At 69.9% G+C, this 12,931-nt stretch carries 12 protein-coding genes; 5 read left to right on the forward strand and 7 right to left on the reverse strand.

Going from position 1 to position 12,931, the window contains the following annotated elements; translation table 11 throughout:
* Positions 1 to 7: 7 nt before the first annotated feature.
* From ACZ5NH_RS24350 to ACZ5NH_RS24370, 5 genes are all read right to left on the reverse strand, one after another.
* The gene (locus tag ACZ5NH_RS24350; protein ID WP_468778036.1) at positions 8 to 1,228 is read right to left on the reverse strand and encodes a glycoside hydrolase family 113; all 1,221 of its coding nucleotides are present in this window, start codon (positions 1,226 to 1,228) and stop codon (positions 8 to 10) included.
* A gap of 21 nt (positions 1,229 to 1,249) precedes the next feature.
* On the reverse strand, positions 1,250 to 2,701 hold the full coding sequence (locus ACZ5NH_RS24355; protein WP_468778038.1) for a glycosyltransferase family 2 protein: 1,452 nt from the start codon (positions 2,699 to 2,701) through the stop codon (positions 1,250 to 1,252).
* Positions 2,702 to 2,943: 242 nt separating this feature from the next.
* Positions 2,944 to 4,317 carry a glycoside hydrolase family 26 protein gene (locus ACZ5NH_RS24360; RefSeq protein WP_468778039.1) on the reverse strand — a complete coding sequence of 458 codons (1,374 nt, stop codon included), beginning with the start codon at positions 4,315 to 4,317 and terminating at the stop codon, positions 2,944 to 2,946.
* Between the two features lie 10 nt (positions 4,318 to 4,327).
* A complete protein-coding gene (locus ACZ5NH_RS24365; RefSeq protein ID WP_468778041.1) occupies positions 4,328 to 4,780 on the reverse strand; it encodes a hypothetical protein in 453 nt (150 codons plus the stop codon).
* Between the two features lie 79 nt (positions 4,781 to 4,859).
* Positions 4,860 to 5,735 (reverse strand): hypothetical protein, encoded by an 876-nt coding sequence (locus ACZ5NH_RS24370; protein ID WP_388619659.1) that lies wholly within the window; start codon positions 5,733 to 5,735, stop codon positions 4,860 to 4,862.
* A gap of 257 nt (positions 5,736 to 5,992) precedes the next feature.
* On the opposite strand from ACZ5NH_RS24370, the gene rplM reads away from it, so the two are divergent.
* The 3 genes from rplM to glmM all read left to right on the forward strand — a co-directional run bounded on the left by rplM (position 5,993) and on the right by glmM (position 8,499).
* Positions 5,993 to 6,436 carry a 50S ribosomal protein L13 gene (gene rplM / locus ACZ5NH_RS24375; protein ID WP_030345455.1) on the forward strand — a complete coding sequence of 148 codons (444 nt, stop codon included), beginning with the start codon at positions 5,993 to 5,995 and terminating at the stop codon, positions 6,434 to 6,436.
* 42 nt (positions 6,437 to 6,478) lie between these two features.
* Positions 6,479 to 6,994: a 30S ribosomal protein S9 gene (gene rpsI / locus ACZ5NH_RS24380; protein ID WP_023547363.1), complete on the forward strand. Its 516-nt coding sequence runs from the start codon at positions 6,479 to 6,481 to the stop codon at positions 6,992 to 6,994.
* A 146-nt stretch (positions 6,995 to 7,140) separates the two neighbouring features.
* Positions 7,141 to 8,499 (forward strand): phosphoglucosamine mutase, encoded by a 1,359-nt coding sequence (gene glmM, locus ACZ5NH_RS24385; protein WP_468778044.1) that lies wholly within the window; start codon positions 7,141 to 7,143, stop codon positions 8,497 to 8,499.
* Between the two features lie 63 nt (positions 8,500 to 8,562).
* On the opposite strand, the gene coaA is transcribed toward glmM, so the two are convergent.
* A complete protein-coding gene (gene coaA, locus ACZ5NH_RS24390) occupies positions 8,563 to 9,531 on the reverse strand; it encodes a type I pantothenate kinase (RefSeq protein WP_388621021.1) in 969 nt (322 codons plus the stop codon).
* Positions 9,532 to 9,765: 234 nt separating this feature from the next.
* On the opposite strand from coaA, the gene glmS reads away from it, so the two are divergent.
* Positions 9,766 to 11,613 carry a glutamine--fructose-6-phosphate transaminase (isomerizing) gene (gene glmS, locus ACZ5NH_RS24395; protein WP_468778046.1) on the forward strand — a complete coding sequence of 616 codons (1,848 nt, stop codon included), beginning with the start codon at positions 9,766 to 9,768 and terminating at the stop codon, positions 11,611 to 11,613.
* 68 nt (positions 11,614 to 11,681) lie between these two features.
* Here the strand turns inward: glmS and ACZ5NH_RS24400 are convergent, their stop codons facing one another.
* Positions 11,682 to 12,461: an SDR family NAD(P)-dependent oxidoreductase gene (locus tag ACZ5NH_RS24400; RefSeq protein WP_468778048.1), complete on the reverse strand. Its 780-nt coding sequence runs from the start codon at positions 12,459 to 12,461 to the stop codon at positions 11,682 to 11,684.
* Positions 12,462 to 12,553: 92 nt separating this feature from the next.
* Between ACZ5NH_RS24400 and ACZ5NH_RS24405 the strand changes: the two genes are divergently transcribed.
* The gene (locus ACZ5NH_RS24405) at positions 12,554 to 12,925 is read left to right on the forward strand and encodes a holo-ACP synthase (RefSeq protein WP_365580314.1); all 372 of its coding nucleotides are present in this window, start codon (positions 12,554 to 12,556) and stop codon (positions 12,923 to 12,925) included.
* Positions 12,926 to 12,931 lie beyond the last annotated feature (6 nt).

The following is a 12,931-nucleotide window of genomic DNA, read 5'->3' on the forward strand; positions in this document are numbered from 1 at the left end:
CCTCGGGTCAGCTTGCGGTCTCGTTGCCGGGTCCTGCGTAGCCGGAGCTGAAGCAGGACCTGATGGCCTTTTCGGTGAGGGGGCGTCCGGCGAAGTCGAGCCGGGAGGCGACCTTGTCGTCGGGCTTGGTGTTCGGGTCGTCGTCGAAGTAGACCGACCACCAGTAGACGCCGCTCATATGCCGTTCCTGGACGACCTGGCAGACGGCGGTGTACCAGTTGGCCTGCACCTGGGGGTCGACCGCGCGCTTGGTGTAGAAGTCGCCGGGGGCGTGGTAGGCGCCGTGCATCGCGCCGATGCCCGCCTCGGCGATGGTGATCTTGGGCAGGGGGCCGGTTGCCTTCCTGTCCAGCCACTTGTTCCAGCCGGCGACCAAGGTGGACACCGAGGCGTTGTCGCCGACCTTGACCGGGAAGTAGGCGTCGATGCCGAGATGGGTGACCGGCATGGTCACGGGGCCGGTGACGTATGCGTCCCAGTTGGCGTCGTAGGCGACCTCGCCACCGAACAGCTTCTCGGCGTCGTTCACGACACCGTCCCAGTGCGGATCGCCCTGCAGGGAGTTCAGTTCGGTGCCGATGACGAAGGTGGTCGCCTTCTCGCTGTCGGCGGCCTTCAGATAGGGGGTCAGGAATTTCTCGTAGGACGTGAACCAGGCATCGCGGTCGGCGGGCTTGATGTTGCCGCGCCAGCCGTTCTCCGCGGTCAGGGAGTGCTCGTCCATGAGGGGCCGGACGGTCGTGCGCAGGCCGGCCTCATGGAAGATCCGCAGCACGCGGGCAAGATGCTCGGGCGTCGGTGTCTTGTCACCGGCGCTGATCTTCGTCGACGAGCGGTTCCCGGTGAGGAACGGGAAGGACACGCTGACGGAGTTGGCGTGCAGTCCGACCAGGTAGTTCGCGTGCAGCCGGGCCTGCTTCTCGACATAGGTGAGGGAGTGCCCGGGGTTGTCCTCCCAGTAGAGCTGGGCGCCCCACTGCGGCATGCCCTTCTTCCACTCCTTGTCCACCTTGGCGACCTCGGTGGTCGGTGAGGTGGCCGCGGAGGTCTGGCCGTCACCGCCCTTGGCCGGCCCGGTGGGCTCCTTGCCGTCGAGCACCAGGTGCGGCACGAGCGAGCCCGACGACCACTGCAGCGGGTGGTCGCCGATCACGAAGGGGACCGCGATCACGAAGGAGATGACGGCGACGGGGAGCACGGCGAGCATGGGCAGGCGTGCGCGCTTCATGGGTGTGTGATCTCTTCCGGGTCAGGCGGGTTTGGCGATGACGACGAACTTGTTCTCCTCGCGGCGGACGAACTTCCACAGGCCCTTGATGCCGCCGAGCCCTTCGATGAGGGAGAAGTAGGGCAGCAGGAGCAGGACGGCCATGGGCTCCCACCACTTGCGCCTGCCGTTCACCGAGGCGATCGCGTTGAGGCGCAGGCCTTCCCAGTACGCCCAGATCACGTAGGCGAAGCTGACCGACCACAACAGGACGACCGACTGGGTCACGGGCGAGGTGTTCATGTCGCCGATGAACCACGCCACGAACAGGATCGTGCCGACGTGCTGCAGCGGGCCGAGGATCCAGCTGGTCACGCAGATGGTCAGGAACCAGCGGTAACGCAGCGGGACCTTGCGGTTGAAGCAGAGGGCGACCAGGCCCCAGGCCCAGCGCTCGCGCTGCTTGACGAAGTCCTTGGTGTTGGCCGGCGAAGCGCCGTAGCAGCGGCCGTTGAACCAGTCGCTGCGGCCCGGGTAGAGGCGGCAGAAGGTCAGGGCCAGCCGGGCGTCCTCGACGATCTCCTTGGGGCCGAAGTCCCAGCCGATCTCGGCCTCGATGGAGGCGCGGATGACGAGGAGCTCGCCGTGCACACCGGCGGCCGGGGTGCCGAGGCCGGTGAAGGCGCGGAACCGTGCGATGTCGTCGGCGGGGCGGATGGCGTCGGCGAACCAGGTGAGCAGGCTCACCGCGTTCTCGCGCGGGTAGGTGAGGATGCCCTGCGCCATGTGCTTGACCTCTTCGGGGGCCGCGCGGCGCTGGCGGTTGATGAACTGAGCGAGAGACGCCGAGGTGTCGGGGCCGACACCGGTGTCGTCGTCCATGTGCAGGACCCACACGTTGTCGAGGGCCTCGCCCTCCTCGATGCGCAGCTCGTGGGCGTAGTTGTTCGCGCGGGCCTTGAACCGGGTGCCGTTCTTGGTCTGGTAGGCCTTCGGGACCGTGACCACGCGGATCAGGTGGCTGCTCGTGGCCAGCTCGTCGATCCGCTCGGCGGCCTCGCAGCCCTCCTCGGTGAGGACGTCCACGCGCATGTACGGGAACCATTCCGGCAGGTGTTCCACGTAGGAGAGGACCGAGCGCTCCAGGGCCGGGTAGGTGTCGTGGCGCCCGATGGTGGGCACGAGGACGATCAGGAAGTCCTGCTCGACGAGGGCGGGCGGGGTCATCAGGTGGGCCTTGCGGAGCCGGTGGCGGATGAGCACGAAGCCCTGGATGGAGACGAGCACCCCGGGCACCGGAAGGGCCCAGCAGATGGTGATCAACCAGGCCAGCGGCGAGTGACTGGGTGTGTACGACCACAGGCTGAAGACGGTCAGCAGGACCAGCGGGATCAGGAACGGCAGGATGCCCGGCTTCCATGCGGCGGTACGTTTCGCCAGCTTGGTGCTGTGCCGCGAAGGCGACATCCCCCCGTCGACCATTGTCGATGCCATGACGACTGCGGAACTCCCCTGAGATCGGTGGGCGCGTCGAGGCAGCAGATCTCGGCCGTGGTGCGAGGCGCACCACGGCACGTCTACTCAGGGTTCACTCCCCCCCGACGCCTTCTTCGGCGTCTCGGCCACTCGCCGCTCAGATGCCCCCCCAGGCGCCCAAACCACTGGCCGAACAGATACATGATCCTTGCATGTATGTGCGCGGTAAGGAACACGTGTGAAGCGTATGTGTTCAAAATTTAATCAAGTGATGCCTTGCGGAGTGACCTCCACTCTTCGGCGGTGATCACTCGGGGCGAGGCGTACGTCCGTTTCACGTCGGCCGCGGTGTTCTTGTGCCGCGGCTCGGACACGTTCTCGTACGTCAGCGCCTGCCCCCACACCGTCCACAGCACCCACGGTGTGCGGGACAGGGTCCGGGGCTGGTGCGCGTTGAGGGGCACGGAGAAGGACTCGGCGACGATCCGGGGCCTGGCGTACTCCTCCAGGCCTCGGTACCAGACCTCGGTCCAGGCGCCGCGCCCGTACGGCCGGGCGGGGCTCCCGCTGTAGTCGTCGACGCCCACGACGTCCACGTACGCGCCGCCCGGGTAGTACGGCCGGGGCGCAGTGCCGTAGGAGCCGTCCCAGGAGTTCGGGGCCCAGACGAAGATCAGGTTGTGCAGGCCCCGGTGGTGCACCAGGTAGTCGTGCGTCAGCCGCCACAGCCTCCGGTACCCGGCCGGGTCCTGCCCCGCCCACCAGAAGCCGTGGCCGGGCTTCGTGTTCATCTCGTGGTACGGCCGCAGCAGCACCGGTACGCCCCGGGCGCCCAGGTAGCCCAGGTGGTCCGCGAGATAGTCCAGGTCGTGCAGCAGGGCCCCGTGCTCGGCGGTGCCCTCGGTGATCACCCGGCCGAACCAGCCGGGATCGTCCACGGCGGGCGAGTTGCGGTGCAGGGTCTGCGGGAAGCCCTTGATGGGACTGCCGGGATAGGGCTGGTGGAAGGAGAAGCCGACGATGCCCGCCGGGGCTCCGCCGTTGTGGGGCAGGGCGACCTCCGTGCCGGAGGCGCATTCCGTGTGCGTGCCGGAGGGGCGGTACGAGCCGTCCGCCGGGCGGGGCAGCCCTGTCCACACGCCCACGGCGAGGTCGACGGCGTCCTCCGCGTAGCCCCACATACGGCGGCAGCTCGGCCAGGCCCGCGAGTAGGACCGTGCCTCGCCCACCGCCCAGCCCGGCTGCCCGTACCCCGGCCCCAGGTCGAGCTCCACGAAGCCGGGCAGCCGGCCGGTGATGTCCCGGACCTTGCGGTAGTAGTAGCCCGGCTGCTTCGTCCCCCGGTAGTCGCCGTAGTCCACGTTGTACCGCTCGTTGTGCAGCTCCACGTGCTGCCCGATCACCGTCCGGCTGGGGCGACCCCGGCGCGCGTCGTTCTCCAGCCCGGCCAGCAGCGCGTACACCCGGCGCGCGGCGGGGGTGGCATGCGGATCGCGATGCCGCAGATCACCGGGCACGAGCACCGGCGCCCGTCCGTCGCCCCCGGCGGCCCACTCGGACCAGGCCCACACCGCCGCCGGCCCACCCAACGCGACTCCCGCCGCGGCCCCCAACAGCCCGACCCGCCCTCGCATGCGCACAGGGTCACGCGACTTTCAGCAGGAGCGGAGCAGCGACGGCCGGATTGCCTCGGGCGACGCGTTCGAGACCGATACTGCGGCGACCGTCGGCTCGGTCGTCGCGGAGGGTGGCGCCGGGGTTCAGGCCTGCGTCGGCGACTGCGGGTGGAGCGGTGGCGGACCGGGGGAGGGGGGTGCGGAGGGGGTGGTTGGCCGCGGTGCCGTTGTCGTGGCGCGCCGGGGAGACGGACACGGCGCCGTCGGTGACGCCGGGGGTGGCGTTGGCCTGGTCGTCGCGGAGGGTGGCGCGGGCGGCGGGGGGAGGGGGCAGGGTGTCGGGGCGGACCGCGCCGGCGCCCCGGGCGGTGTGCGGACCGGTGGCGGTGCCGCCGTCCGCGCCGGCGCCCGTGCGCCCGCTCTCGTCGGTGGTCGGCGCGGTCGTCCGTGGGTGGGGGCTCAAGGTGTGGTGTATGGGCATGGGCCGGTTCCCCCGGGCGTTCGTGGTGGTGGCCGATGTGGGGCGGCCGGTGTGCGGGGGAGAGGCTGACCCGCCCGGGTCAGCCGTTGGCGGCTGCCGACGCCTGGGCCTGGCCGCGGCGGTAGATCTGGTTGAAGACGAACTGCTGCAGGTCGGTGCCGGCCCGGAAGACCGCCGTGTCCTTGTTGGTGACGTTCTTGCCGTTGAGGAAGCCGCCGGTGGTGAAGTAGGCGTAGCGGCCGACGGCGTTCGTGGTCGTCAGGCAGATCGCGGAGTCGCAGAAGTTCTTGACGCCCTTGCCGGGCAGGGAGCGCACCACGGCCTTCTTGGCGGCCTGCTTCCTGACCTGCGTGGCCTGCGCCTGCTCGTCGAAGACGGCGACGCCGACGGTGATCGCGACGCCGCCGTTGGTGTAGGTCGCGCGGATCAGGCGGGTGCAGCCGCCCGCGGTGAGGATCTTCGGGAGGTTGCCGCTGGCGGCGGAGGCGCAGTTCGTGGTGTCGGCCGTCGCGCCCTTCTTGTACACGGTCTCGCCCATGGTCAGCTGGGTGCCCGGGAAGAGGGTGTCGGCGCTGAGCGGGGCGGTGTCCTTCTTGGCGCTGGCTATGAAGTCCCTCGGGTCCAGCGGCGGCGGGGCGCTGGTGGACGCGAAGGACGGCGTGGGGGAGCCGCTGGGCACGGAGGCGCTGGCGGGCAGGCCGGTGGGACCGCCGGAGGCGTCGGTGCCGCTGTTCGCGGAGACGACGGCCATGGCCACGGCGGTGCCGACGGCTACCGTGGCGACGGCGCCGGCGCCGATGAACAGCAGTCTGCGGCGCTTGTTGCGGGTCTCCGAGGCCTCGGCGAGCGCCGCCCAGTCCGGGGTCCCGTCGTCACCGCCGCTGTTCCAGGACTGCTGCGAATGCGGTTTCCAGGGATCCCATTGAGACTGGGGTCCCCCCTGCCCGTAACTCATGGGGCGCATCTTAGACGGGGGGCGCGGGTGAGCACGCCGATCGGCCGTTTTGACCCTCGCCGACGACCCCGGTATTCTGCTTGTTCGTTGTGTATTGGCTTGCTCATTCTCACGGGACGGGCCCTTACACCGGTCCACCGGGCCGATGACCAGCGACCCCATGTACGCGGTTTGCGTCGCCGCCGTGCGGTCAAGGCTGTCGTGATCGTTTCGGTGACCTGTTCAGGACCATTCACTCGAAGCGAAGGCTACGAACCGTGCGTACGTACAGCCCCAAGCCCGGCGATGTGACGCGCCAGTGGCACGTCATCGACGCTCAGGACGTTGTCCTGGGCCGTCTCGCCACCACTGCAGCGACCCTTCTCCGGGGCAAGCACAAGCCGATCTACGCGCCGCACGTCGACGCTGGTGACTTCGTCATCATCATCAACGCCGACAAGGTGCACCTGTCCGGTAACAAGCGGACCCAGAAGATGGCGTACCGCCACTCCGGCTACCCGGGTGGTCTGCGCTCCGTCCGTTACGACGAGCTGCTCGACAAGAACCCTGAGAAGGCCATCGAGAAGGCCGTCAAGGGCATGCTCCCGAAGAACACCCTCGGCCGTCAGATGCTGTCGAAGCTGAAGGTCTACAAGGGTGACCAGCACCCGCACGCTGCCCAGCAGCCGGTGCCGTTCGAGATCACCCAGGTCGCGCAGTAAGTCCGGCCACCCCCTAAGACTGAACAGAATCTGAGGAGAATCGTGGCCGAGACCACTGCCGAGCAGCCGATCGAAGAGATCGAAGACATCGAGAGCTACACCACCGAGTCCGAGGTTCCGGTGGAGGGTGAGTACACCTCCGAGTCCCTCGCCTCGCGCTTCGGTGAGCCCCAGCCCGCCGCCGGCCTGGGCCGCCGCAAGAACGCCATCGCCCGCGTCCGGATCGTCCCGGGCACCGGCAAGTGGAAGATCAACGGTCGCACCCTCGAGGACTACTTCCCGAACAAGGTGCACCAGCAGGAAGTCAACGAGCCCTTCAAGGTGCTCGAGCTGGAAGGCCGTTACGACGTCATCGCCCGCATCGCGGGTGGCGGTGTCTCCGGTCAGGCCGGTGCCCTGCGCCTCGGTGTCGCCCGCGCCCTGAACGAGGCCGACGTCGACAACAACCGCGGCCCGCTGAAGAAGGCCGGCTTCCTGCGCCGCGACGACCGCGCGGTCGAGCGGAAGAAGGCCGGTCTGAAGAAGGCCCGCAAGGCTCCGCAGTACAGCAAGCGCTAAGCGTCGCCTGCTCGTACTCCGAACGCCCCGGCGGCACGCCACTTGTGCCGTCGGGGCGTTCGTTTATCCCAGGCAAGGGCGTATAACGACACGGGACGCTCAGCCGCTCAACGGCTCGTGTGATCGCAGTTTCCTCAGGAGGACAAGTGGGACGACTCTTCGGCACGGACGGCGTGCGCGGTGTTGCCAACGCGGACCTGACGGCCGAGATGGCGCTCGGCCTGTCCGTTGCGGCGGCCCACGTGCTGGCCGAGGCGGGCACCTTCGAGGGCCACAAGCCGACGGCGGTGGTCGGTCGGGACCCGCGGGCGTCCGGGGAGTTCCTGGAGGCGGCCGTGGTCGCGGGCCTGGCCAGCGCCGGCGTGGACGTGCTGCGCGTCGGCGTGCTGCCGACGCCCGCGGTGGCGCATCTGACCGGCGCCCTCGGCGCCGACCTCGGCGTGATGCTCTCCGCCAGCCACAACGCGATGCCGGACAACGGCATCAAGTTCTTCGCCCGCGGCGGCCACAAACTCGCCGACGAGCTGGAGGACCGGATCGAGGCGGTGTACGACTCCCACCGGCACGGCGAGCCGTGGGAGCGGCCGACGGGCGCGGGCGTGGGCCGGGTGCGGTTCTACGACGAGGGCTTCGAGCAGTACGTCGGCCATCTGCTGTCCGTCCTTCCGAACCGGCTCGACGGACTGAAGATCGTCCTGGACGAAGCGCACGGCGCGGCCTCGGGGGTCTCGCCGGAGGCGTTCTCCCGGGCGGGCGCCGAGGTCGTCACGATCGGCGCCGAGCCGAACGGTCTGAACATCAACGACGGCTGCGGCTCGACCCACTTGGACCACCTCAAGGCCGCGGTGGTCGAGCACGGCGCCGACTTCGGCATCGCGCACGACGGCGACGCCGACCGGTGTCTGGCCGTGGACCACACCGGCGAGGAGGTCGACGGCGACCAGATCCTCGCCGTGCTGGCGCTGGCCATGCGGGAGCGCTCCGCGCTGCGGGCCGGCACGGTCGTCGCCACCGTGATGTCCAACCTGGGCTTCAAGCTGGCGATGGAGAGGGCCGGGATAAACCTGGTGCAGACCGCCGTCGGCGACCGGTATGTCCTGGAGGAGATGAAGGAGCACGGGTACGCGCTCGGCGGCGAGCAGTCCGGGCACGTCATCATCCTCGACCACTCGACCACCGGCGACGGCACGCTGACCGGGCTGCTGCTGGCGGCGCGGGTCGCCGAGACCGGCCGCTCGCTGCGGGAGCTGGCGTCCGTGATGGAGCGGCTGCCGCAGGTGCTGATCAATGTGCCGGACGTGGACAAGTCGCGGGTGCGGACGTCGGCGGAGCTCGCTGCCGCGGTGACCGAGGCCGAGCGCGAACTCGGTGAGACGGGACGGGTGTTGCTGCGGCCTTCCGGAACCGAGCCGCTGGTGCGGGTGATGGTCGAGGCCGCGGACATCGACCAGGCCCGGTCCGTCGCCGGGCGGCTGGCCGACGCCGTGAAGTCGGCGCTGGGCTGACCCGGGGCCGCCCGGAGTGACAAAGGGTGCATACCTGGTCACTGATTGCAGGGCGGCCCGCGCCTACAGCTTGCGCAGCCTCAGCCGCTGCACCTTGTGGTCCGGGCCCTTGCGGACCACAAGGGTGGCCCGGCCGCGGGTGGGGGCGATGTTCTCCACCAGGTTGGGCTTGTTGATCGTCCGCCACAGGGTGCGGGCGTAGTCGAGGGCCTCCTCCTCGGAGACCTGGGTGTACTTGCGGAAGTACGAGTCGGGGTCCTGGAAGGCCGTCTGGCGCAGCTTCTTGAAGCGGTTGAGGTACCAGCGCTCGATGTCCTCGGCGCTCGCGTCGACGTACACGCTGAAGTCGAAGTAGTCGGCGAGGCCGACCCGGGTACGGCCGTCCTTGCCGGGCAGGGCGGGCTGCAGGACGTTCAGGCCCTCGACGATCAGGATGTCGGGGCGGCGGACCGTGAGTCTCTGGTCCGGGACGATGTCGTAGATGAGGTGGGAGTAGACGGGGGCGGTGACCTCGTCCTTGCCCGCCTTGATGTCGGCGACGAAACGGGTCAGGGCGCGGCGGTCGTACGACTCGGGGAATCCTTTCCGCGACATCAGGCCGCGCGCCTCCAGCTCCCGGGTGGGCAGCAGGAAGCCGTCCGTGGTGACCAGCTCCACGCGCGGGTGCTCGGGCCAGCGGGAGAGCAGGGCCTGCAGAAGGCGGGAGACGGTGGACTTGCCGCAGGCCACCGAGCCGGCGACGCCTATGACGAACGGGGTGCCCGACTGGGAGCCCTGCTCGCCGAGGAAGGTGTTCAGCGCTCCTCTGAGTCCGTCCGTGGCGCCGACGTAGAGGTTGAGCAGCCGGGAGAGCGGGAGGTAGATGTCCCGCACCTCGTCCAGGTCGATCACATCGCCCAGACCGCGCAGCTTCTCCACCTCCTCGGCGGTGAGCGGCAGCGGCGTCTTGTCGCGCAGCGCGCTCCACTCGGCGCGGGTGAGGTCGACGTAGGGAGTCGCCTCCGGCCTGTGCCGGTGGGCGCTCCGGGGCATCGAGGAGACCGGTGAGATCACAGTCCATTGTTAACGGAGTTTGAACGAGGCGGCGGGTGGGGTGTGTCACGCCCGCGCGACCGACCGGGTCGGGGTGTAGTCGGTGCTGACCTCCGCTTCCGGCGTCCGCGCGGACCGGCGAGTCGGAAACGGCCTTCGTACGGCGGTGGGAATTTCCGATTTCGGGCAGGCGGAGGCCAGTTCGGGCCGTTCCCGGGTCGTAGGCTGCGGCCCATGTGCGGAATCGTTGGATACGTAGGGTCACAGTCGGCGCTCGATGTCGTGATGGCCGGGCTGAAGCGGCTGGAGTACCGGGGTTACGACTCGGCCGGTGTCGCCGTGCTGGCCGACGGTGGGCTGGCCGCGGCGAAGAAGGCCGGGAAGCTGGTCAATCTGGAGAAGGAACTGGTCGAACGGCCGCTGCCGACGGGTGTGACGGGCATCGGCCACACCCGCTGGGCCACGCACGGCGGTCCGACGGACGCCAATGCCCACCCGCATCTCGACAACGCGGGGCGTGTCGCCGTCGTCCACAACGGCATCATCGAGAACTTCGCGGTGCTGCGGGACGAACTCGCCGAGCGCGGCCACGAACTGACGTCCGAGACGGACACCGAGGTCGTCGCCCACCTGCTCGCCGAGGAGTTCTCCGCCTGCGCGAACCTCGCGGAGGCCATGCGGCTGGTGTGCCGGCGGCTGGAGGGCGCGTTCACCCTGGTCGCGGTGCACGCCGACGAGCCGGACGTGGTCGTCGGCGCGCGCCGGAACTCGCCGCTGGTGGTGGGCGTTGGAGAGGGTGAGGCGTTCCTGGCCTCGGACGTCGCCGCGTTCATCGCCCACACGCGCTCCGCGATCGAGCTGGGCCAGGACCAGGTGGTGGAGCTGCGCCGCGACGGCGTGACGGTGACGGGCTTCGACGGCCGCCCGGCCGAGGTCCGCAGCTACCACGTGGACTGGGACGCCTCCGCCGCGGAAAAGGGGGGGTATGACTACTTCATGCTCAAGGAGATCGCCGAGCAGCCCAAGGCGGTCGCCGACACGCTGCTGGGCCGTATCGACCCGTCGGGTTCGCTGACGCTGGACGAGGTCCGTATCTCGCCCTCAGAGCTGCGCGAGATCGACAAGGTCGTCATCGTCGCGTGCGGTACGGCCTTTCACGCCGGCCTGATCGCCAAGTACGCCATCGAGCACTGGACGCGCATCCCCTGCGAGGTGGAGCTGGCCAGCGAGTTCCGGTACCGGGACCCGATCCTGGACGGCCGCTCCCTGGTCATCGCCATCTCCCAGTCCGGCGAGACCATGGACACCCTGATGGCGCTGCGGCACGCCCGCGAGCAGGGCTCCAAGGTGCTGGCGATCTGCAACACCAACGGCTCGACGATCCCGCGCGAGTCGGACGCGGTGCTGTACACGCACGCCGGGCCGGAGGTCGCCGTCGCCTCCACGAAGGCGTTTCTGACCCAGCTGGTGGCCTGCTACCTGGTGGCGCTGTATCTGGGCCAGGTGCGCGGCACCAAGTGGGGCGACGAGATCCAGGCCGTGATCAAGGACCTGTCCCGGATCTCGGTGGAGGTCGAGCGGGTCCTGGAGACGATGCAGCCGGTGCGCGAGCTGGCTCGGAGCCTGGCGTCGAAGAACACGGTGCTGTTCCTGGGCCGGCACGTGGGCTACCCGGTCGCCCTCGAAGGGGCCCTGAAGCTCAAGGAACTCGCCTACATGCACGCCGAGGGCTTCGCGGCGGGCGAGCTGAAGCACGGTCCGATCGCGCTGATCGAGGAGGACGTGCCGGTCGTGGTCGTCGTCCCCTCCCCGCGCGGCCGCTCGGTCCTGCACGACAAGATCGTCTCCAACATCCAGGAGATCCGGGCGCGGGGGGCGCGCACGATCGTCATCGCCGAGGAGGGCGATGAGGCGGTGGTCCCGTACGCCGACCACCTGATCCGCATCCCGGCCACCCCGACCCTGCTCCAGCCGCTGGTGGCGACGGTGCCGCTGCAGGTCTTCGCGTGCGAGTTGGCCACCGCCAGGGGGAACGAGGTGGATCAGCCGCGGAATCTGGCGAAGTCGGTCACGGTGGAGTAGCTACTCGTTGCTCGCGCAGTTCCCCGCGCCCCCCAGGGGGTGCGGGGCTGTCGGCTTCGGGGCGTTGCTCAATGGACCGACAGGCCGCCGTCGATGAAGATCGACTGGCCTGTGACGTAGGCGGAGGCCTGGCTTGCGAGGAAGACGGCCGCGCCCTCGAAGTCCTCGGCGAGGCCGTTGCGGCCGGTCATCGTGCGGGCGGCCAGGGCGGCCACCTGCCCCGGGTCGGACGACAGCCGCCGGTTGAGGGCGGTCATCACGAACCCCGGCACCAGGGTGTTGACGGTGACGCCGTACGGAGACCAGGCCTCGGCCTGCGAGCGGGCCAGCGACTCCAGCGCCCCCTTGGAGACGCCGTACGCCCCGCTCTGCACGAAGGCGCGGTGGGCCTGCTGCGAGGTGATGTGGATGATCCGGCCGAAGCCGCGCTCCGCCATGCCGGGCCCGAACCGCTGCCCCAGCAGGAAGGGCGCCTCCAGGTTCACGGCCATGGTGGTGTCCCACACGTCCTCGGTCAGCTCACCCATCGGCGGCCGCAGGTTGATCCCGGCGGAGTTGACGAGGATGTCCGGCTCACCGAAGACACCGGCCGCCTCCTCGGCCGCCGCACGCACACCGTCACGGGTGCCCAGGTCCGCCGAGACCCAGGCGGCCCGGCAGCCGTCGGCCGTCAACTCCGCGACGGTTTCCTCCAGTTGCTCCTTGGTGCGGGCCACGACCACCACGCTCGCGCCGGCCCGCGCCAGCGCCCCGGCGATGGCCCGGCCGATGCCTGAACTGCCTCCGGTCACCACGGCGACACGGCCGTCCAGCGAGAAGAGTCGGGAGAGATGGGCCTGGGTCGTCATGGACGGAGCGTAGACGGCACGCGCCCGGCGCGGCAGTTGGATTTCGCCAGGTGGGCGGGTGCCGCCGGGTCCGCGATCGTAGGCTGCCCGGCATGAGCATCATCGGAGTGGGGATCGACGTCGCCGAGATCGACCGGTTTCGCGCGTCGTTGGAGCGGACGCCCGGGCTGGCCGATCGGCTGTTCGTGGAGCGGGAGCTGCTGCTGCCCAGCGGGGAGCGGCGCGGGATCGCCTCGCTCGCGGTCCGGTTCGCCGCCAAGGAGGCCCTGGCGAAGGCGCTGGGGGCGCCGCCCGGGCTGCACTGGACCGATGCCGAGGTGTACGTCGAGGACAGCGGACAGCCCCGGCTGCGGGTGACGGGCAGCGTGGCCGCGCGGGCCGCGGAGCTGGGCGTGCGGTCCTGGCATGTGTCGCTCAGCCATGACGCGGGCGTCGCCTCGGCCGTGGTGGTCGCCGAGGGCTGAACGGCC

Source organism: Streptomyces sp. NPDC031426 (assembly GCF_055581585.1).

Bases quoted from the DNA above. Each gene is read 5' to 3' on its own strand.
- ACZ5NH_RS24350 (WP_468778036.1), bottom strand. From the start codon at position 1,228: ATGAAGCGCGCACGCCTGCCCATGCTCGCCGTGCTCCCCGTCGCCGTC.
- ACZ5NH_RS24355 (WP_468778038.1), bottom strand. From the start codon at position 2,701: ATGGCATCGACAATGGTCGACGGGGGGATGTCGCCTTCGCGGCACAGC.
- ACZ5NH_RS24360 (WP_468778039.1), bottom strand. From the start codon at position 4,317: ATGCGAGGGCGGGTCGGGCTGTTGGGGGCCGCGGCGGGAGTCGCGTTG.
- ACZ5NH_RS24365 (WP_468778041.1), bottom strand. From the start codon at position 4,780: ATGCCCATACACCACACCTTGAGCCCCCACCCACGGACGACCGCGCCG.
- ACZ5NH_RS24370 (WP_388619659.1), bottom strand. From the start codon at position 5,735: ATGAGTTACGGGCAGGGGGGACCCCAGTCTCAATGGGATCCCTGGAAA.
- coaA (WP_388621021.1), bottom strand. From the start codon at position 9,531: ATGCCCCGGAGCGCCCACCGGCACAGGCCGGAGGCGACTCCCTACGTC.
- glmS (WP_468778046.1), top strand. From the start codon at position 9,766: ATGTGCGGAATCGTTGGATACGTAGGGTCACAGTCGGCGCTCGATGTC.
- ACZ5NH_RS24400 (WP_468778048.1), bottom strand. From the start codon at position 12,461: ATGACGACCCAGGCCCATCTCTCCCGACTCTTCTCGCTGGACGGCCGT.
- ACZ5NH_RS24405 (WP_365580314.1), top strand. From the start codon at position 12,554: ATGAGCATCATCGGAGTGGGGATCGACGTCGCCGAGATCGACCGGTTT.